Here is a 19,131-nt window from a genome sequence, read left to right as displayed (position 1 = left end):
ATATTGCCACTAAAAAGGCTTGTTTTCTATTTCTATGCGAATAATCTTGTAATTCCAACAACAAATTCAACGACAGGCGTTTGCACATGACTCTTCGAATCGCAATCAATGGTTTTGGCCGTATCGGCCGTAACGTCCTGCGCGCACTTTATACCCAAGGCTATCGCCAGGATCTGCAGATCGTCGCTATCAACGATCTCGGAGACAGCGCTATCAATGCCCACCTGCTGAAATACGACACCGTGCACGGCACTTTCGACGCCCAAGTCGAACACGATCAGGAAAGCCTCACCGTGAATGGCGACCGGATTGCCGTCAGCGCCATCCGCAACCCAGCCGAACTGCCCTGGGCCGCGGAGAAGATCGACGTGGTGTTCGAATGCACCGGCCTGTTCACCGACCGCGCCAAGGCTGCCGCCCATCTGGCCGCCGGTGCCCGCAAGGTCATCATCTCGGCCCCGGCCAAGGGCGCCGACGCCACCGTGGTCTACGGGGTCAACCACGACATCCTGCGCCAGTCGCACCAGATCATCTCCAACGCCTCGTGCACCACCAACTGCCTGGCGCCAGTGGCCCAGGTACTGCACCGCGAGCTGGGCATCGACAACGGCCTGATGACCACCATCCACGCCTACACCAACGACCAGAACCTCACCGACGTCTACCACAGCGACCCCTATCGCGCCCGTTCGGCCACCCAGAACATGATCCCGAGCAAGACCGGCGCTGCCGAAGCGGTGGGCCTGGTGCTGCCGGAGCTGGCTGGCAAGCTGACCGGCATGGCCGTGCGAGTACCGGTGATCAACGTGTCCCTGGTGGACCTGACGGTGACCCTCAAGCGCGACACCACCGCCGAAGAGGTCAATGCCTTGCTCAAGAGCGCCAGCCAGCACTCGACGATCCTCGGCTACAACACCCTGCCGCTGGTCTCCAGCGACTTCAACCACAATCCGCTGTCGTCGATCTTCGACGCCAACCACACCAAGGTCAGCGGTGGCCGGTTGCTCAAGGTGCTGGCCTGGTACGACAACGAGTGGGGTTTCTCCAACCGCATGCTGGATAACTGCCTGGCCCTGTGCAACGCGGAATAAAACGGATATTCGTCGATGATCGGTATCAGTTTCACCCACAAGACCATGGCCGCGCGCAAGCGCATCGCCCTGGTCGCCCATGACCACTGCAAGGCGTTCCTGCTGGAGTGGGCCGGGCGGCAAAAGGCGCGCCTGGCCGAGCACGAGCTGGTTGCCACCGGTACCACCGGCCTGTTGCTGAGCAAGCACCTGGGGCTGCCGGTGGAAAGCATGATCAGCGGCCCCCTGGGCGGCGATCAGCAACTGGGGGCGCAGATTGCCGAGCAACGGGTCGACCTGCTGGTGTTCTTCTGGGACCCCTTCGAACCCCAGCCCCATGATCCGGACATCAAGGCCCTGTTGCGGGTAGCGGCGGTATGGAACATTCCGGTGGCCTGCAACGAGTGCAGCGCCGACTACCTGCTCAGCAGCCCGCTGATGAACCAGGCCCATGAGCACCGGATTCCCGACTATCAGGCCTACCTGGCCGGCCGAGGATAATTCACGCAAGGCTTGACCATTGACGTAGATGACAATCATTATCATCTGCTGAAAAAATGGATCAGGCCTTGCTGTGAGTCAATCGCACTTCAACCACGTCTTCCTCACCCAACGCATTTCTCTGCTGCGAACGCTGGAGCGGATGGTCAACAACCACAGCACCGCCGAAGACCTGCTGCAGGAAACCTACCTGCGCGTGACCCGGGCCCTGAGCGAGCGGCCGATCACGCACCTTGAACCCTTTGTCTTCCAGACCGCGCGCAACCTCGCCCTGGATCACCTGCGGGCCCGGCGCATCCAGGGCCGCACCCTGCTCGAAGACGTACCGCCGGAGGTGGTGGAGAATGTCGCCGCGCCCGTCAGCAGTGCCGAAGACGCGGCCCACGCCGAGCAGATGCTGGAACGCCTGAACCTCAGCCTCGGCCAGCTCAGCCCGCGCCAGCAGCAGATCTTCATCCTCAGCCGCCTGCACGGCCACAGTTACCAGGAGATCGCCGACAAGCTCGGGGTTTCACTGAGCACGGTGCAAAAGGAATTGAAACTGATCATGGCCATCTGCATCGGCGTCGCCGAACGTCTCGACGGCCAGTGAGTCTCAACCGCTGAGCAGAATGACTGCGGCAGCCCCGAGCCTTTGTTAACCTTGGCCGGCTTTCGCTCTCTCTTGAAAAAACAGCCGCGCACAGACGCAGCCGAGGAACACCCGTGACGGATTTTCACAGCGCCGAGCCGCCCACCCCTGCCGGCCCGCACTCAAGCACCCTGGCCATGGATCAGGCACTGGATTGGCTGATCGAGCTGGAACATCCGAACGAGGAACAAGTGCGCCAGTTTCATCAGTGGCTGGCGGCTTCACCGCTCAACGCCCAGGCCTTCGAAAAGGCCCAGGCGATCTGGAATGGCCCGCAAGTGGCGCAATGCGCCCTGACCCTGGCAGCGCCACCGAAAGTCTCGCGCCTGGCGCGCCTGCGCCCCCACTGGAAACCCCTGGCCACCGCCGCGGTGCTGCTGCTCGGATTATTCAGCTTCAGCAACCTGCCGCTGCGCCTGCAGGCCGACCACCTGACCCAGGTCGGCGAGCGCCAGCGCCTGCAGCTCGAAGACGGTTCCAAGGTGCTGCTCAACACCAACTCGGCCTTTTCCAGCGACATCAACGATCACCAGCGCGTGGCCCGGCTGTACCAGGGCGAAGCCTTCTTCGAGATCCCCGGCAATCGCGGCCTGCCCCTGGAACTGGACGCCGGCCCGGTCAAGGCCAGCGTGCGCGACACCACCTTTGCCGTGCGCTACCTGGACGGCGTGGCACAAGTCCAGGTGCAGCGCGGTGACATCGACCTGCGCGCCACCCACGCCGACCAGCGCCTGCGCCTGCGCGCCGGGGAAAGCGTGCGGGTCGGGCCCCAGGGCTTCGACCAGCCGGCCAGGCTCGACGCCGACAAGGAACTGGCCTGGGTCCAGGGCCGCCTGGTGTTCGAGAACTGCCCCCTGAGCCAGGTCCTGGCCGAACTGCGGCGCTATTACCCAGGCTGGATCGTCAACAACAACGAACACCTGGCAAAGGTCGCGGTAACCGGCAACTACCGCCTGGATCAGCCTCTGGATGTGGTGCGTTCCCTGGCCCACATCACTTCGGCACGGCTTTCCGAGTTCCCGGCACTAGTGATTCTCAACTGAGAACAATTATTTTTACGCGATCTCTACGGGTCGTACGTCTCGTTATAGCCAATGCAACTGATTCGCATTTTGAATGCGTATCTGCACCTATAAAAGTTTCGTGCGACCCGGAGCGCTCTCGATGTCCCCTCGCCTCAACAGCCGATCCCCTGTTCCCTGTGCCCGCCTGCAAAACTGCACCCTGTCGCTGCTGACCGCAGCCATCCTGCTGGCCGGCGCCCACGCTGCCCCCGTGATGGCCGCCGATGCCCCGGCATCCTCCAGCCAGCGCATGGGCAACTACAACTTCGCTATCGCCCAGCAGCCGCTGGTATCGGCGCTCAACGCCTTTACTGCGGTCACCGGCTGGCAAGTGGGCCTGCCGGCGGAGCTGGGCAGCGGGGTGTCCTCCCCGGGCGTGCGCGGTTCGCTGCCACCGGAAAAGGCTCTGGATCGGCTGCTCAGCGGCACCAACCTGAGCTACCGCAAGCTGGGCAACAACAACATCGTTCTGGAAAAGCGCAGCGCAGCCAATGTGGTGAACCTGCAGCAGGTGACCATCAGCGCCACCCGTCAGGAGCAGGACATCAACTCGGTGCCCAGCACCGTGAGCGTGCACACCCGGGAAGAACTCGACCGCCAGAACGTCAACACGATCAAGGAACTGGTGCGTTATGAGCCTGGTGTTTCAGTCGGCGGTGCAGGCCAGCGTGCCGGTATCAGCGGCTACAACATCCGTGGTATCGACAGCGACCGGATCCTCACCCAGGTGGACGGCGTGGAAGTGCCGGATCACTTCTTCAGCGGCCCTTATGCCAAGACCAACCGTAACTACGTCGACCCGGAAATCGTCAAGCGCGTGGAAATCCTGCGTGGCCCGGCCTCGGTGCTCTACGGCAGCAGCGCCATCGGTGGCGCCGTCAGTTACTACACTCTGGACGCCGACGACATCATCAAGCCCGGCGAGGATTTTGGCGCGCGCCTGAAGACCGGCTACAGCTCGGCGGACGAAAGCTGGCTGAAATCCGGCACCTTCGCCGGGCGGGTCGGCGAATTCGACGGTTTGTTGCACCTGAGCCAGCGTGACGGCCACGAGACCGAGTCCTATGGCAGCAACAACGGCACCGGCCTGAACCGCACTGCCGCCAACCCGGAAGACGCCCGGACCACCAACGTACTGGCCAAGCTCGGCTGGAACTATGCGGACGACGCACGCCTGGGCCTGACCTACGAAAAGTACAAGGACGACCGCGACACCAATCAGAAAAGTGCGGTGGGCGGCCTGTTCCTCAATGGCGTTGGCCAGAACTGGTATCGCTCGCGCGTCGGCAACGACACCATCACCCGCGAACGCTTCGGCCTGGAAAACAGCTTTGCCCTGGAGTCGCCGATCGCCGACCAGATCAAGTGGAGCCTGAACTACCAGATCGCCAAGACCGACCAGACCACCTCCGAGCGCTACAACCCGGTGTCGATCTTCAGCCCGGTGGCGCGTGACGTGCAGCGTGAGCGGAAAACCCTGTACCAGGAAAAACAATGGGTGTTCGACGCTCAGTTGGACAAGGCCTTCGCCCTGGGTGAAACCGATCACCAGTTGACCTACGGCACCACTCTCAAGCAGCAGAAGGTCACAGGCTCGCGCTATGGTACCGCCAGTTGCCTGGCCGTCGGTGCCGGCTGTACCGCGGTTGGCGCGCCGAGCCCTTCTGCCGGTGACAGCGTGAAGAAGTCCAGCGACTTCCCGGACCCGACCATCAACACCTACAGCCTGTTCGTCCAGGACCAGATCAGCTGGAACGCCTGGACCTTCACTCCGGGCCTGCGCTATGACTACACCCAACTCAAGCCCAAGCTGACCCAGGAGTTTCTCAACGTTGCCAACTCAACGGGCGCCTTCCCGGTCAGCGACGATGAAAAGACCTGGCACCGCGTATCGCCCAAGTTCGGCCTGACCTACGCCTTTGACGAGCATTACACCGGTTACGGCCAATACTCCGAAGGCTTCCGTACCCCCTCGGCCAAGGCGCTCTACGGCCGCTTCGAAAACCTCGCGGGCGGCTATGTAGTGGAGCCCAACTCCAACCTCAAGCCGGAAACGAGCAAGAGCTACGAAACCGGCCTGCGTGGCAACTTCGACGCGGGCTCCTTCGACGTCTCGGTGTTCTACAACCAGTACCGCGACTTCATCAACGAAGACGCCATTACTGCCGGGGCACTGTTGTCGGTCATCCAGAGCAACAACATCAAGCACGCCACCATCAAGGGCGCGGAAGCCAAGGGCCGCCTCAACCTCGACGCCTTCGGTGCTCCACAAGGGCTGTACAGCATCGGCTCGGTGGCCTACGCATACGGTCGCAACAACGACAACGGCGAACCGATCAACAGCGTCAACCCGCTCAAAGGCGTGTTCGGCCTGGGCTATGACCAGGACAACTACGGCGCCCTGCTGAGCTGGACCCTGGTCAAGCGCAAGGACCGGGTCGACGACAGTACCTTCAAGGCTCCGGACGGGCGCGTTACCAGCAGCCAGTTCAAATCCCCGGGCTTCGGCATTCTCGACCTCAGCGGTTTCTACAAGGTCACCGATGACCTGACCGTGAACGCCGGCCTGTACAACCTGACCGACAAGAAATACTGGAACTGGGACGACGTGCGCGGCTACGACAGCGTCGGCGAAGCCGGCCAGACCGCACCCGCCAACCTCGACCGCCTGACCCAGCCCGGCCGCAACTTCTCGGTCAACCTGGTGTGGGATATCTGACGCCTGGACACCTCACTGCCCTTTTTCATCCAGGGCAGTGAGGATTTTTTACTGTGTCGCGTCTTCTTGTTCGTCTAGTCACTAAGTGCCTCTCATTCTCAAGGACATCTGCATGACCTCCCAGGATTCCTCCCAGCGTCACCACCTGCGCTCCCAACGCCTGAACCAGATCACCCACGAGCCGCATTCCAAGCTCGACGCCCTGGTCAAGGCCCATGCGCCCTTCGAAACCCAAGGTGCATTCGCCCGTTTCGTGGTGGCCCAGTACCTGTTCCAGTCGGAACTGGTGGACCTGTACAACGATGCCGAACTGAACAAGATCGTCCCGGACCTGGCCGAGCGCTGCCGCGCCGAAGCTGCCAAGGCTGACCTGGCCGACCTGGAAACCGAGGTTCCTGCACCAGTGGCCGGTGCCGTCAGTAACCCAAGCCAGGCCGAAGCCCTGGGCTGGATCTTCGTCTCCGAGGGTTCCAAGCTGGGTGCCGCGTTCCTGATCAAGCGCGCCGTGGGCCTGGGCCTGAGCGAAACCTTCGGTGCCCGTCACCTGGGCGAACCAGCCGGTGGCCGCGCCGAAGGCTGGAAAACCTTCACCCGCATCCTCGACGGCCTGGAGTTCACCGCCGAAGAAGAAGCCGCGGCGGAAAAAGGTGCCCTGGATGCCTTCAACCGCTTCACCGTGCTGCTGGAACAGGCTTACTCCGGCGCCGCACAACCGGCCTGACCCGCGTAGTTGCGGGCAGGTGGCGCGCCAAGGCGTGCCCCTGCCCGCAGCGGTATTTTGTCGGCCGGCGGCATTCGCGGATTGAGCCGTACGACGCGTTACCTCATCATCGAAACCATGACCCCCACTCGCCCCTCCTCGTCGAAGATTTCCCGCCTGCTGTTTGGCGCGCTGGCCTATGTCAGCCTGGCCATCGGCCTGATCGCCATCGTCGTACCCGGCCTGCCGACCACCGAGTTCATCCTGCTCGCTGCCTGGGCCGCCACCAAGAGCTCGCCACGGCTAAGCGCCTGGATGGAGAACCATCGCCTGTTCGGGCCTATCCTCTGCAACTGGCGCAACGGCCGGATCGTCAGCCGCAAGGCCAAGATCAGCGCCACGGTCAGCATGCTGCTGTGTGCCGGATTGATGCTGACCCTGCTCAACCATCACTGGACGATGTATGCCGCCATTGCCGGCATGACCCTGGGCAACCTGTGGATCTGGTCACGCCCAGAAGCCCTGCCGCAGGCCTCCTGACCTGCGCCCGCTGGCAGCTATGCCCTTGCCCCTGAGGCCATATATGTCAAGGACATGACCGTTCGTCGGCAGCCCCTCACGCAAAGGCCGCCCGAGCCGATGTTCCGGGCATAGCGCTGAATGGACTTGGCGACCGGAGTCATCCGATTCCGTGCTTTCCATCCGTCCTTTCGCGAGATCGCCCCCATGTTCGACTCTCTCTCCATTCGCCTGAAAATAGTGCTGTTGTCCGGACTGTGCCTGTTGGGCGTAGTGGCGCTGATCGTCGGCATGAACCTGTACCAGAGCCAGCAGAACAACCAACTGGTCAACACCTCCAGCACGCGGATGCTCACCGCCGGGGTCGAAGAGTTGCTGCAGGCCAAGGCCGCCGACCAGGCAGTACGGGTGCAGAAGACCTTCGGTGAAAGCAACCTGGTGATCACCGCCCTGGCGGACCAGGTACGCGACCTGCGTGACATGGCGAGCAAGCGCGGCCTGGAAGCTGCGGCACTGCGCGAAGAGCTCAACCACAGCCTGAAGACCGCCTTCGAGCGCAATCCCAAAGTGCTCGGCATCTGGCTGGCCTACGAACCCAACGCCCTGGATGGCAAGGACAGCGAATTTCTCAATGACGCAGCCCGTGCTTCCAACGAACGCGGGCGCTTCGCCACCTACTGGAGCCGATCCGGGGGCCAGCAGTTGAACACCGTGATGGTGGAAGACGACCTGACCAAGACCACCCTCAACCTCAGCGGCACCCCCTACAACGTCTGGTACACCTGCCCCCGCGACAGCCGCCGTACCTGCCTGCTGGACCCCTACGCCGACACCATCGGCGAGGACAAGAAACAGGTGCTGATGACCACCATCTCCCAGCCCTTGCTGGTGGACGGCAAGGTCATCGGGGTGATTGGCGTCGACATCGCCCTGGACTCCCTGCAGGCCGCGGCCGGCGAATCCCAGCGCTTTCTGTTCAACGGTGCCGGGCACATGATGATCGTCGCCGGCAGCGGCTTGCTGGCGGCCGTGGGCGCCGATGCCAGCCAGGTCGGCAAGAACATCAACGAAACCCTCGGCGCCCAGGGCAAGGATATCCTCGCGCTGCTCGCCGGCAACCAGAACAAGGTCCTGCAACAGGGTGAACTGATCCGCGCGGTCTACCCCTTCAGCCCGATTGCCGATGCCAAGCCCTGGGGCGTCACCATCGACCTGCCGCAACAAGTGCTGCTGGCAGACTCGGTAAAACTGCAAGGCCTGCTGGATGAGGCCCAGACCAGCGGTACGGTGAAAACCGTACTGGTGGCCGTCGGCGCCGGCCTGCTAGGCCTGCTGCTGATCTGGCTCAGCGCCTCGGGCGTGACCCGCCCGATCAACAGCGTGGCGCAGATGCTCAAGGCCATCGCCAGCGGCGACGGCGACCTGACCCAGCGCCTGGACTACAGCAAGAAAGACGAACTCGGCGAACTGGTGGGCTGGTTCAACCGCTTCCTCGACAAGCTGCAACCGACCATCGCCCAGATCAAGCAGAGCATCACCGAAGCCCGGGGTACCGCCGACCAGTCTTCGGAGATCGCCCGCCAGACCAGTGAAGGCATGCAAGTGCAGTTCCGCGAAATCGATCAAGTGGCCACCGCCTCCAACGAAATGAGCGCCACTGCCCACGATGTTGCCAACAGTGCCTCCAATGCCGCCCAGGCCGCCCGTGGCGCAGACCAGTCGGCCAAGGAAGGCATGACCATCATCGAGCGCAGCACCCGGGACATCAGCCTGCTGGCCGACGAGGTGAGCAAGGCGGTGGGGGAAGTCGAAGCCCTGGCGGTGAGCAGCGAACAGATAGGGTCGGTGCTGGAAGTGATCCGCAGTATTGCCGAGCAGACCAACCTGCTGGCCCTCAACGCCGCCATCGAAGCGGCTCGCGCCGGGGAAAGCGGCCGCGGTTTCGCCGTGGTGGCCGATGAAGTGCGCAACCTGGCCAAGCGCACCCAGGACTCGGTGGAGGAAATCCGCGTGGTGATCGAACGCATCCAGAGCGGCACCCGGGATGTGGTGACCACCATGCACGCCAGCCAGAGCCAGGCGCAGAACAATGCCGGGCAGATCCAGCAGGCAGTCCAGGCCCTGGGCAAGATCAGCGACGCGGTCACCGTGATCAGCGACATGAACCTGCAGATCGCCAGCGCTGCCGAGCAGCAGAGCGCGGTGGCCGAAGAGGTCAACCGCAACGTCTCGGCGATTCGCACCGTGACCGAAACCCTCACCGAACAGGCCAGTGAGTCGGCCCAGGTCAGCAGCCAGCTCAATGCCCTGGCCACCCAGCAAATGAAACTCATGGATCAGTTCCGCGTGTAAGCGCTGCTCCGGCGCCAGCCGCGGCCGATGACCAGGGGTGATCGACAGCCGCGGCAGTTTCAGGGTGCAATGCCCTCCCCTGATCCGCGGAGTGGGCCATGACCGAGTTACTCGCATCCATCCAGGCCGCGCTGGGCCTGGCGTCATCAAGCAGCCGGCAAACCGGCCAGGGCGCCCTGCCCTCGGCCTTCGCCGTGACCGACCTGGCTAGCGCCAGCATTGCCGCTACCGGGCAGGCAGTCGCTGAACTCCTGTACAGCCAGACCGGACGCCTGCCAGAGGTCAGCGTCGACCGGCGCCTGGCCTCGTTCTGGTTCGCCAGCTCGATCCGCCCGCAGGGCTGGAGCCTGCCATCCCCCTGGGACCCGATTGCCGGCGACTACGCCAGCCGCGACGGCTGGATTCGCCTGCACACCAACGCACCTCACCACCGGGCCGCCGCCGAACGGGTGCTGGGAGCGGTAACCGAACGTTCGGCCATGGCCGCCCAGGTGGCCACCTGGAACGCCCTGGAACTGGAGCAGGCGATAGTCGACCAGGGCGGTTGTGCCGCGCAGATGCGCAGCTGGGCGCAGTGGCAGGCCCACCCCCAGGGCCAGGCGGTAAACAGCGAACCCCTGGTGCACTGGCTGCCCCAGGCCGATCAGCGGCACAAGGCCTGGAGCGGTCGCGTCGACCGGCCCCTGGCCGGGCTCAAGGTACTGGACCTGACCCGGGTCCTGGCTGGACCGGTGGCCAGCCGCCTGCTGGCGGGGCTCGGGGCCGAGGTGTTGCGCATCGATCCGCCACACTGGAACGAGCCGGCCCTGGAGCCGGAGGTGACCCTGGGCAAACACTGCGCGCGCCTCGATCTGCACGACCTTGAGCAGCGTGCCCTGTTCGAAGGCCTGCTGGCGCAGGCCGACCTGCTTCTGCATGGCTACCGCGCCGATGCCCTGGAACACCTGGGTTATGACGCCCAGGCACGCCAGAAAATCGCTCCGGGGCTGATCGAAGTCAGCCTCAATGCCTACGGCTGGAGCGGCCCCTGGCGCAACCGCCGGGGCTTCGACAGCCTGGTGCAGATGAGCTGCGGCATCGCCGAAGCCGACATGGCCTGGAAAGCCGCGGACAGGCCTGTACCACTGCCGGTCCAAGCCCTGGATCACGCCACCGGTTACCTGATGGCAGCCAGCGCCCTGCGGGCACTGACCCGGTCCCTGAGCGGCGACCAGGGCGCATCGGCGCGCCTGTCCCTGGCCCGCACCGCCCAGTTGCTGGTTGATCATTCCCCGTCAGCGACCGCCGAAATTCCACCGCGCGCCGAAGACCACGAGGATCAGGGGCTAGTGCTGGAACAGACCCCTTGGGGGCCGGCGCGGCGCCTGCGGGTGCCGTTGCACATCAATGGAACGCCGGTGCAGTGGAGTTGCCCGGCCACCGCCCTGGGCGCCCATCGCCCCAGATGGTGGTGAAGGCCTTGGCTGGCAGTTGATCCCGTAGGAACCGGCGGACCGTTTCAGCCGATGGCCGCCCACAAATGCTGCGCCGCATAACCGCGCCACGGCCGCCAGGCCTCGGCCCGGGCCAGCAGTTGGCGGGCATTGGGCCGCAGCCCCTGCAGACGTGCCACAGCGTTGAACAGGCCTACGTCCGCCGCCGGAAAGGCATCGCTCTCGCGCAACTGGCGCAGGGCGATGTATTGCGCGGTCCAATCGCCGATTCCCGGCAATTGCAACAGGCGCTCCACCCCCTGTTGCAGGCTGGCCCTGGGTTCGAACAGGAGTGGATCGTCGAGCAAGGCCTGGGCCACGGCAGACAGCGTGCGTGCCCGGCTGCGGGGCATTCCCAGGTCGGCCAGGTTGGCAGTGGACAGCACCTGGGGAGTGGGAAACAGGTGGGTCAAACCAGGCCACTGCGGGTCGGGACTGGCCAGCAACCGGCCATGCACCGCCACCAGCTTGCCCGCCAGGCGGATCGCGCCCTGCACGGTGATCTGCTGGCCCAGCACGGCGCGAATGGCCAGCTCGAAACCGTCCCAGGCCCCAGGTACTCGCAGGCCCGGGCGTGCCGCCAGCAACGGTGCGAGCAGCGGATCACGGGCCAGATGGCGGTTGATCAGGAGCAGGTCCGCGTCCAGATCGAATTGCCGGCGCAAGCGCGCCAGCACCTGGGGCAGCAGGGCCTGCTCGGCCCTCTGCAACTGCACCTGCACCTGCAAATGGCCTGCAGGCCCCGGGCAGACACTCAAGATGCCTTGCCCACCCGCCAGCGCGAAGGTGCGGGCATAAGTATCGCCCTGCACCACCTCCAGGCCTTCGATGGCGCGAGCCCTGAGAAAGCCCAGCATCGCCGGCCAGTCGTAGGCGCCCTGGTAGAGCAGGTGATGAATCACAGCGCCAGCAGACCGCTGTACAAGCCATAGGCCGCCAATGAGGCGCCGATGACCACGGCCGCGAAGATCAGTTTTTCCAGCGGGGTGAACAACGGCTCGCCCTGCTCATGCTTGGCCTTGGCGAACAGGATCACCCCCGGCGCATACAACAAGGCCGACAGCAGCAGGTACTTCAAGCCGCCGGCGTACAGTAGCCAGATGGCGTAGCTCAGGGCCACGGTGGCGATGAACAGGTCCTTCTTGCGTTCCCGGGAGGCCTGCTCGTAGGTTTCCCCGCGACCGCTGAGCAGCACCGCATAGGCCGCCGACCACAGGTAGGGCACCAGGATCATCGACGACGCCAGGTAGATCAGGCTGGTGTAGGTGCCGGCGGAGAACAGGGTGATCAGCAGAAAGATCTGGATCATCACGTTGGTCAGCCACAAGGCATTGACCGGCACATGGTTGGCGTTTTCCTTCTTCAGGAAAGCCGGCATGGTCCGGTCCCGGGCGGTGGCGTAGAGGATCTCGGCGCACAGCAAGGCCCAGGACAGCAAGGCCCCCAGCAGGGAAACCGCCAGGCCGATGCTGATCAGCAAGGCGCCCCAGGGGCCGACGATATGCTCCAGCACTGCCGCCAGGGAAGGATTCTGCAATTGCGCCAGCTCCGGCTGGCTCATGATCCCCAACGACAGCACGTTGACCAGTACCAGCAGCGCCAGCACCCCGAGAAAACCGATCACCGTGGCCCGCCCGACATCGGCGCGCTTCTGCGCCCGGGCCGAATACACGCTGGCGCCCTCGATACCGATGAACACGAACACCGTGACCAGCATCATGTTGCGCACCTGGTCCATCACCCCGCCGAAGTTCGGGTTGCTGCGGCCCCAGATATCCCGGGTGAAGATATCCGCCTTGAATGCCACGGCAGCGATGACGATGAACATCACCAGCGGCACGATCTTCGCCACCGTGGTCAGCTGGTTGATGAACGCCGCCTCCTTGATCCCCCGCAACACCAGGAAATGCACGGCCCACAGCAGGACCGAGGCACAGCCGATGGCCACCGGGGTATTGCCCTGGCCGAACACCGGAAAGAAATAGCCCAGGGTGCTGAACAGCAGGACGAAGTAGCCGACGTTGCCCAGCCAGGCACTGATCCAGTAACCCCAGGCCGATGAAAAGCCCATGTAGTCGCCGAACCCGGCCTTGGCATAGGCGTAGACCCCGGAATCGAGCTCCGGCTTGCGGTTGGCCAGGGTCTGGAAGACGAAGGCCAGGGTCAGCATCCCCACTGCGGTGATGGCCCAGCCGATCAGCACCGCTCCGGCATCGGCCCGGGCCGCCATATTCTGCGGCAGCGAGAAGATCCCGCCGCCAATCATGGAACCCACCACCAGGGCGATCAATGCACCGAGTTGCAGCTTCTGCGCCGGTTGTGACATCCCTACCTCTGCTTCAGTGAGTCGATCTGGCGATTAAAGCTACACGCTATTAAATAACTTCTACAAATTTGCGTCTAACAGTAACAGTCAATTATTTATCCTTTAAGCAACGGGCCTCTGTACACCCCGTAGAAAGCCCTGAATAACCGACTGTTTTGTTATGGATATGCACTAAGTGCCATCACTACCAAGTGATTAATCAATGCCGCTGAAAGATTTGCACATTCCCCAAAAGGGTCTAGTTTCAAACGTCGTCGGCAATGAGAACCGCTACTGATAAGGAGATCGAAACCTGTCTGGAATGGCCCTCTCCGGGCAGCATTCTACCCCCCGCAACAAATCTTAAGTCATTCATTCACAACGGAATGCAGTAATGAACTGATCTGAGTCAGCTGTTCGGATTGCAAGCAGATTTACTCTGACGTCTCTCTTCTCCTGCATTGGAGTCATGCAATGTCTGAATCCCCCGGTAAACTAAGACTGGGCGCCTTAGTCGCCCTAGTAGTGGGTTCCATGATTGGCGGCGGGATCTTCTCCTTACCGCAAAACATGGCCGCCAGCGCCGATGTTGGTGCTGTTCTTATTGGTTGGGCAATTACCGCTGTCGGCATGTTGACCCTGGCCTTCGTCTTCCAAACTCTAGCCAATCGCAAACCTGACCTGGATGGCGGCGTCTACGCCTACGCCAAGGCCGGGTTCGGTGACTACATGGGCTTTTCATCGGCCTGGGGTTACTGGATCAGCGCCTGGCTGGGCAACGTCGGCTACTTCGTCCTGCTGTTCAGCACCCTGGGCTATTTCTTCCCGATCTTCGGCGAGGGCAACACCCCGGCGGCCGTGATCGGCGCCTCTGTTTTGCTCTGGGCCGTGCACTTCCTGGTGCTGCGCGGCATCAAGGAAGCGGCCTTCATCAACCTGGTGACCACGGTTGCCAAGGTGGTGCCGCTGCTGCTGTTCGTGCTGATCGCCCTGTTCGCCTTCAAGCTGGATATCTTCACCGCCGACATCTGGGGCGTGAAGAATCCGGACCTGGGCAGCGTGATGAACCAGGTGCGCAACATGATGCTGGTCACCGTGTGGGTGTTCATCGGCATCGAGGGCGCGAGCATCTTCTCGTCCCGGGCGGAGAAACGCTCGGATGTGGGCAAGGCCACCGTCATCGGCTTCATCACCGTGCTGCTGTTCCTGGTGCTGGTGAACGTGCTGTCCCTGGGGATCATGACCCAGCCGGAACTGGCCAAGCTGCAGAACCCGTCCATGGCGGCAGTGCTGGAGCATGTGGTGGGCCACTGGGGCGCGGTACTGATCAGCGTCGGCCTGATCATCTCGCTGCTGGGGGCGCTGCTGTCCTGGGTGCTGCTGTGCGCGGAAATCATGTTCGCCGCCGCCAAGGACCACACCATGCCGGAGTTCCTGCGCCGCGAGAACGCCAACCACGTACCGGCCAACGCCCTGTGGCTGACCAATGCCATGGTGCAGATCTTCCTGGTCATCACCCTGTTCTCGGCCAGTACCTACCTGTCGCTGATCTACCTCGCCACCTCGATGATCCTGGTGCCCTACCTGTGGTCGGCGGCCTACGCAGTACTGCTGGCGGTGCGCGGCGAAAGCTATGAACAGGCCCTGGCCGAACGCAAGAAGGACCTGATCATCGGCAGCATCGCCCTGCTCTACGCGATCTGGCTGCTGTATGCCGGCGGGGTCAAGTACCTGCTGCTCTCGGCCCTGCTCTACGCCCCCGGCGTGGTGCTGTTCGCCAAGGCCAAGATGGAACTGCACAAACCGATTTTCACCAACGTCGAGAAGCTGATTTTTGCCGCAGTGGTCATAGGCGCCCTGGTGGCGGCCTACGGACTCTACGACGGCTTCCTGACCCTATAGCTCTAGCAACACCCCCGATTGTTTTGTCTCTGGAGGATCACAGTAATGACCACGGAAAAAGTTAAGTACGGCGTACATTCCGAAGCCGGCAAACTGCGCAAAGTCATGGTTTGTTCCCCAGGCCTGGCCCATCAGCGGCTGACCCCGAACAACTGCGATGAACTGCTGTTCGATGATGTGCTGTGGGTGGCCCAGGCCAAACGCGACCACTTCGACTTCGTCACCAAGATGCGTGAGCGGGATATCGATGTGCTTGAAATGCACAACCTGCTGACCGACATTGTCGCCATGCCCGAAGCCCTGGACTGGATTCTGGAGCGCAAGATCACCGCCAACCAGGTCGGCCTGGGCCTGGTCAACGAAGTCGGTTCGTGGCTGCGCAGCCTGGAGCCGCGCAAGGTCGCCGAGTACCTGATCGGCGGTGTATCGGCCGATGACCTGCCCACCAGCTTCGGTGGCAAGACCATCGAGATGTTCCGCGACTTCCTCGGCCACTCCAGCTTCATCCTGCCGCCGCTGCCCAACACCCAGTTCACCCGCGACACCACCTGCTGGATCTACGGCGGCGTGACCCTGAACCCGATGTACTGGCCGGCGCGACGTCAGGAAACCCTGCTGACCACCGCCATCTACAAGTTCCACCCCGAGTTCACCAACGCCGACTTCCAGATCTGGTACGGCGACCCGGACCAGGAACACGGCAACGCCACCCTGGAAGGCGGCGACGTGATGCCGATCGGCAACGGCGTGGTCCTGATCGGCATGGGCGAGCGCTCCTCGCGTCAGGCCATCGGACAACTGGCGCTGAACCTGTTCAAGCACAAGGCCGTGGAGCGCGTGATCGTCGCCGGCCTGCCGAAATCCCGCGCGGCGATGCACCTGGACACCGTGTTCAGCTTCTGCGACCGCGACCTGGTCACGGTCTTCCCGGAAGTGGTGAGCCAGATCGTCGCCTTCAGCCTGCGCCCTGACGAAAGCAAGCCCGGCGGCATCGATGTGCGCCGCGAAGAGACCAGCTTCCTCGACACCGTGGCCAAGGCCCTCAACCTCAAGGCCCTGCGCGTGGTGGAAACCGGTGGCAACGCCTTCGCCGCCGAGCGCGAGCAATGGGACGACGGCAACAACGTGGTGGCCGTGGAGCCCGGCGTGGTCATCGGCTACGACCGCAACACCTACACCAACACCCTACTGCGCAAGGCCGGGGTCGAGGTCATCACCATCAGCGCCGGCGAACTGGGCCGGGGCCGTGGCGGCGGCCACTGCATGACCTGCCCGATCATCCGCGACCCGATCGACTACTAAGCGCCCTATCCGACATAGCAGCTTGCCGTTGCCCCTACAAAGGGCCTCGGCAAGTGGACGACCGAAATCAAAGGAGATCCATCATGGCTTTCAACATCCACAACCGTAACCTGCTGAGCCTGGAACACCACACCCCACGTGAGCTGCGCTACCTGCTGGACCTGTCCCGCGACCTCAAGCGCGCCAAGTACACCGGCACCGAGCAGCAGCACCTCAAGGGCAACAACATCGCCCTGATCTTCGAAAAGACCTCGACCCGTACCCGTTGCGCCTTCGAAGTGGCGGCCTATGACCAGGGCGCCAACGTCACCTACATCGACCCCAACTCCTCGCAGATCGGCCACAAGGAAAGCATGAAGGACACCGCCCGAGTGCTGGGGCGCATGTACGACGCCATCGAGTACCGCGGCTTCAAGCAGGAAATCGTCGAAGAACTGGCGAAATTCGCCGGGGTTCCGGTGTTCAACGGCCTGACCGATGAATACCACCCGACCCAGATGATCGCCGACGTGCTGACCATGCGTGAGCACGCCGACAAGCCGATCCACGAGATCAGCTACGCCTACCTGGGCGATGCGCGCAACAACATGGGCAACTCTCTGCTGCTGGTGGGCGCCAAGCTCGGCATGGACGTGCGCATCTGCGCGCCCAAGGCCCTGTGGCCCCATGACGACCTGGTGCAGCGCTGCAAGAAATACGCAGAGGAAAGCGGTGCCCGCATCACCCTCACCGAGGATCCGAAAGCCGCGGTCAAGGGCGTGGACTTCATTCACACCGACGTCTGGGTCTCCATGGGCGAACCGGTGGAAGCCTGGGCCGAGCGTATCGAGCAACTGCTGCCCTACCAGGTCAACGCCCAGTTGATGAAAGCCACCGGCAACCCACGGACCAAGTTCATGCACTGCCTGCCGGCTTTCCACAACAGCGATACCAAGGTCGGCAAGCAGATCGCCGAGCAGTATCCGCACCTGGCCAACGGCATTGAAGTGACCGACGACGTGTTCGAGTCGCCCGCCTGCATCGCCTTCGAGCAAGCGGAAAACCGCATGCACACCATCAAGGCGATCCTGGTTTCGACCCTGGCCGACCTGTAATCCCCCTCCAGCACCGGCGCCGCCCAGGCGGCGCCGGCACCGGACTCTAGAAGGACTGCATTATGCGTATCGTCGTTGCACTGGGCGGTAACGCCCTGCTCCGCCGTGGTGAACCCATGACCGCGGACAACCAACGCGCCAACATCCGCATCGCCACCGAACAGATCGCCAAGATCCACCCCGGCAACCAACTGGTGATTGCCCACGGCAATGGCCCGCAGGTCGGCCTACTGTCGTTGCAAGCGGCGGCCTATACCCAGGTTTCGCCCTACCCGCTGGACGTGCTAGGCGCCGAGACCGAAGGCATGATCGGCTACATCATCGAACAGGAACTGGGCAACCTGCTGGACTTCGAGGTGCCGTTCGCCACCTTGCTGACCCAGGTGGAAGTGGACGCCAAGGACCCGGCATTCAAGAACCCGACCAAGCCCATCGGCCCGGTCTACAGCAAGGAAGAAGCCGAGAAGCTGGCCAAGGAAAAAGGCTGGGCCATCGCCCCGGATGGCGACAAGTACCGCCGGGTAGTGGCCAGCCCGAAACCCAAGCGCATCTTCGAGATCCGTCCGATCAAGTGGCTGCTGGAAAAAAGCAGCATCGTGATCTGCGCCGGCGGTGGCGGCATCCCCACCATGTACGGCGAGGATGGCAAGCTCAAGGGCATCGAGGCCGTGATCGACAAGGACCTGTGCTCGGCGCTGTTGGCCGAGCAACTGGAAGCCGACCTGCTGGTGATCGCCACCGACGTCAACGCGGCGTTCATCGACTTCGGCAAACCGACCCAGAAGGCCATCGGCCAGGCCCACCCGGACGAAATCGAGAAGCTGGGCTTTGCCGCCGGCTCCATGGGGCCGAAGGTCCAGGCCGCCTGCGAATTTGCCCGGCACACTGGCAAAACCGCAGTGATCGGTTCACTCTCGGACATCGAAGCGATCGTCCAGGGCAAGGCCGGCACCCGCATCAGCACCGCGCAACCTGGCATCAGTTACCTGTAAGACGCTTGCAGTGAAAACTCGGGGCAGGCCCGGCGCCTGCCCTCATTTCAAAGCCCTGGAGGAGAGAAGCCTATGGCCATGTTTGAGCCCGGTCACCTGCATATCGAGCGCCATGCGCTGAACAAGGACGACTTCAGCTACAACCTGTGCATTGACTACGAAGTGGCCCACGACCCCAAGGAGGGCAAGGGCATGCTGTTCACCCTGCACGGCACCATCGAAGACAAGTCCCTGAAGGAGCAGTTCTTCCTGGCCAAGGACCTGGCTTTCGACTTCGCCCGCCACGCCACCCGCCTCGCCCAGCAGCACGGCCTGCCCAAAAGCGCCAGCATTGCCTCGATGCACAAGTACTACGACGAAATGTTCGAGGACGTACGCAAGCAACTGGACGTCAAGCCCGGCGACCCGGTGAAACCCGAGCACCTTGCATAACCCCCGATCCCCTGCTGGGGCCGACGTGCCGGCGAACTGACCACGGCCCTGCATCGCTGCCCGGCCCGCCTTCGCC

General features: G+C 63.2%; 16 protein-coding genes. 14 read left to right on the top strand and 2 right to left on the bottom strand.

What is annotated here, in order from left to right; translation table 11 throughout:
* Positions 1-86: 86 nt before the first annotated feature.
* The 9 genes from gap to BM382_RS09520 all read left to right on the top strand — a co-directional run bounded on the left by gap (position 87) and on the right by BM382_RS09520 (position 11,010).
* Entirely contained in the window at positions 87-1,091 is a 1,005-nt protein-coding gene (gap, locus tag BM382_RS09560; RefSeq protein WP_072442710.1) for a type I glyceraldehyde-3-phosphate dehydrogenase, read from the top strand.
* A gap of 15 nt (positions 1,092-1,106) precedes the next feature.
* Entirely contained in the window at positions 1,107-1,571 is a 465-nt protein-coding gene (locus BM382_RS09555; protein WP_011062878.1) for a methylglyoxal synthase, read from the top strand.
* Between the two features lie 73 nt (positions 1,572-1,644).
* The gene (locus BM382_RS09550) at positions 1,645-2,163 is read left to right on the top strand and encodes an RNA polymerase sigma factor (RefSeq protein WP_072442708.1); all 519 of its coding nucleotides are present in this window, start codon (positions 1,645-1,647) and stop codon (positions 2,161-2,163) included.
* 113 nt (positions 2,164-2,276) lie between these two features.
* Positions 2,277-3,245, top strand: coding sequence for a FecR family protein (locus BM382_RS09545; protein WP_011062880.1), 969 nt, complete (start codon positions 2,277-2,279; stop codon positions 3,243-3,245).
* Positions 3,246-3,366: 121 nt separating this feature from the next.
* Positions 3,367-5,985, top strand: a complete 2,619-nt coding sequence (locus tag BM382_RS09540) for a TonB-dependent receptor (RefSeq protein WP_072442706.1) — start codon at positions 3,367-3,369, stop codon at positions 5,983-5,985.
* Between the two features lie 112 nt (positions 5,986-6,097).
* Positions 6,098-6,706, top strand: a complete 609-nt coding sequence (locus BM382_RS09535) for a biliverdin-producing heme oxygenase (RefSeq protein WP_011062882.1) — start codon at positions 6,098-6,100, stop codon at positions 6,704-6,706.
* A gap of 117 nt (positions 6,707-6,823) precedes the next feature.
* On the top strand, positions 6,824-7,225 hold the full coding sequence (locus tag BM382_RS09530) for a YbaN family protein (RefSeq protein WP_053153419.1): 402 nt from the start codon (positions 6,824-6,826) through the stop codon (positions 7,223-7,225).
* A 186-nt stretch (positions 7,226-7,411) separates the two neighbouring features.
* Entirely contained in the window at positions 7,412-9,556 is a 2,145-nt protein-coding gene (locus BM382_RS09525) for a methyl-accepting chemotaxis protein (RefSeq protein WP_011062884.1), read from the top strand.
* A gap of 98 nt (positions 9,557-9,654) precedes the next feature.
* Positions 9,655-11,010: a CoA transferase gene (locus BM382_RS09520; RefSeq protein ID WP_072442704.1), complete on the top strand. Its 1,356-nt coding sequence runs from the start codon at positions 9,655-9,657 to the stop codon at positions 11,008-11,010.
* 44 nt (positions 11,011-11,054) lie between these two features.
* On the opposite strand, the gene BM382_RS09515 is transcribed toward BM382_RS09520, so the two are convergent.
* Both BM382_RS09515 and arcD (BM382_RS09510) read right to left on the bottom strand, forming a co-directional pair.
* The gene (locus tag BM382_RS09515) at positions 11,055-11,930 is read right to left on the bottom strand and encodes a DNA-3-methyladenine glycosylase family protein (RefSeq protein ID WP_072442702.1); all 876 of its coding nucleotides are present in this window, start codon (positions 11,928-11,930) and stop codon (positions 11,055-11,057) included.
* On the bottom strand, positions 11,927-13,354 hold the full coding sequence (arcD, locus tag BM382_RS09510; RefSeq protein ID WP_011062887.1) for an arginine-ornithine antiporter: 1,428 nt from the start codon (positions 13,352-13,354) through the stop codon (positions 11,927-11,929). Before arcD (BM382_RS09510) ends, BM382_RS09515 begins: the two co-directional genes overlap by 4 nt.
* 453 nt (positions 13,355-13,807) lie before the next feature.
* Here arcD (BM382_RS09510) and arcD (BM382_RS09505) point away from each other — a divergent pair, with 453 nt between their 5' ends.
* The 5 genes from arcD (BM382_RS09505) (at position 13,808) to BM382_RS09485 (ending at position 19,055) form a co-directional block, all read left to right on the top strand.
* The gene (gene arcD, locus BM382_RS09505) at positions 13,808-15,235 is read left to right on the top strand and encodes an arginine-ornithine antiporter (protein WP_011062888.1); all 1,428 of its coding nucleotides are present in this window, start codon (positions 13,808-13,810) and stop codon (positions 15,233-15,235) included.
* Between the two features lie 45 nt (positions 15,236-15,280).
* Positions 15,281-16,537, top strand: coding sequence for an arginine deiminase (gene arcA, locus BM382_RS09500; protein ID WP_011062889.1), 1,257 nt, complete (start codon positions 15,281-15,283; stop codon positions 16,535-16,537).
* 83 nt (positions 16,538-16,620) lie between these two features.
* The gene (locus BM382_RS09495) at positions 16,621-17,631 is read left to right on the top strand and encodes an ornithine carbamoyltransferase (protein WP_025126828.1); all 1,011 of its coding nucleotides are present in this window, start codon (positions 16,621-16,623) and stop codon (positions 17,629-17,631) included.
* A gap of 62 nt (positions 17,632-17,693) precedes the next feature.
* Complete coding sequence (gene arcC / locus BM382_RS09490) at positions 17,694-18,623, top strand: carbamate kinase (protein WP_011062891.1); 930 nt, start codon at positions 17,694-17,696, stop codon at positions 18,621-18,623.
* Positions 18,624-18,695: 72 nt separating this feature from the next.
* Positions 18,696-19,055 carry a DUF5064 family protein gene (locus BM382_RS09485; protein ID WP_011062892.1) on the top strand — a complete coding sequence of 120 codons (360 nt, stop codon included), beginning with the start codon at positions 18,696-18,698 and terminating at the stop codon, positions 19,053-19,055.
* The last annotated feature ends 76 nt before the right edge of the window (positions 19,056-19,131 follow it).

Source organism: Pseudomonas sp. NFPP25 (assembly GCF_900116505.1).
In the GTDB taxonomy this organism is placed as follows: Bacteria; Pseudomonadota; Gammaproteobacteria; order Pseudomonadales; family Pseudomonadaceae; genus Aquipseudomonas; species Aquipseudomonas protegens.
This window is presented reverse-complemented; position numbering and strand designations above follow the sequence as displayed.

Coding starts and splice junctions, on each gene's coding strand:
- BM382_RS09485 (WP_011062892.1), top strand. CDS start 18,696: ATGGCCATGTTTGAGCCCGGTCACCTGCATATCGAGCGCCATGCGCTG.
- BM382_RS09535 (WP_011062882.1), top strand. CDS start 6,098: ATGACCTCCCAGGATTCCTCCCAGCGTCACCACCTGCGCTCCCAACGC.
- BM382_RS09530 (WP_053153419.1), top strand. CDS start 6,824: ATGACCCCCACTCGCCCCTCCTCGTCGAAGATTTCCCGCCTGCTGTTT.
- BM382_RS09495 (WP_025126828.1), top strand. CDS start 16,621: ATGGCTTTCAACATCCACAACCGTAACCTGCTGAGCCTGGAACACCAC.
- arcA (WP_011062889.1), top strand. CDS start 15,281: ATGACCACGGAAAAAGTTAAGTACGGCGTACATTCCGAAGCCGGCAAA.
- arcD (WP_011062887.1), bottom strand. CDS start 13,354: ATGTCACAACCGGCGCAGAAGCTGCAACTCGGTGCATTGATCGCCCTG.
- BM382_RS09555 (WP_011062878.1), top strand. CDS start 1,107: ATGATCGGTATCAGTTTCACCCACAAGACCATGGCCGCGCGCAAGCGC.
- BM382_RS09540 (WP_072442706.1), top strand. CDS start 3,367: ATGTCCCCTCGCCTCAACAGCCGATCCCCTGTTCCCTGTGCCCGCCTG.
- arcC (WP_011062891.1), top strand. CDS start 17,694: ATGCGTATCGTCGTTGCACTGGGCGGTAACGCCCTGCTCCGCCGTGGT.
- gap (WP_072442710.1), top strand. CDS start 87: ATGACTCTTCGAATCGCAATCAATGGTTTTGGCCGTATCGGCCGTAAC.
- BM382_RS09525 (WP_011062884.1), top strand. CDS start 7,412: ATGTTCGACTCTCTCTCCATTCGCCTGAAAATAGTGCTGTTGTCCGGA.
- arcD (WP_011062888.1), top strand. CDS start 13,808: ATGTCTGAATCCCCCGGTAAACTAAGACTGGGCGCCTTAGTCGCCCTA.
- BM382_RS09520 (WP_072442704.1), top strand. CDS start 9,655: ATGACCGAGTTACTCGCATCCATCCAGGCCGCGCTGGGCCTGGCGTCA.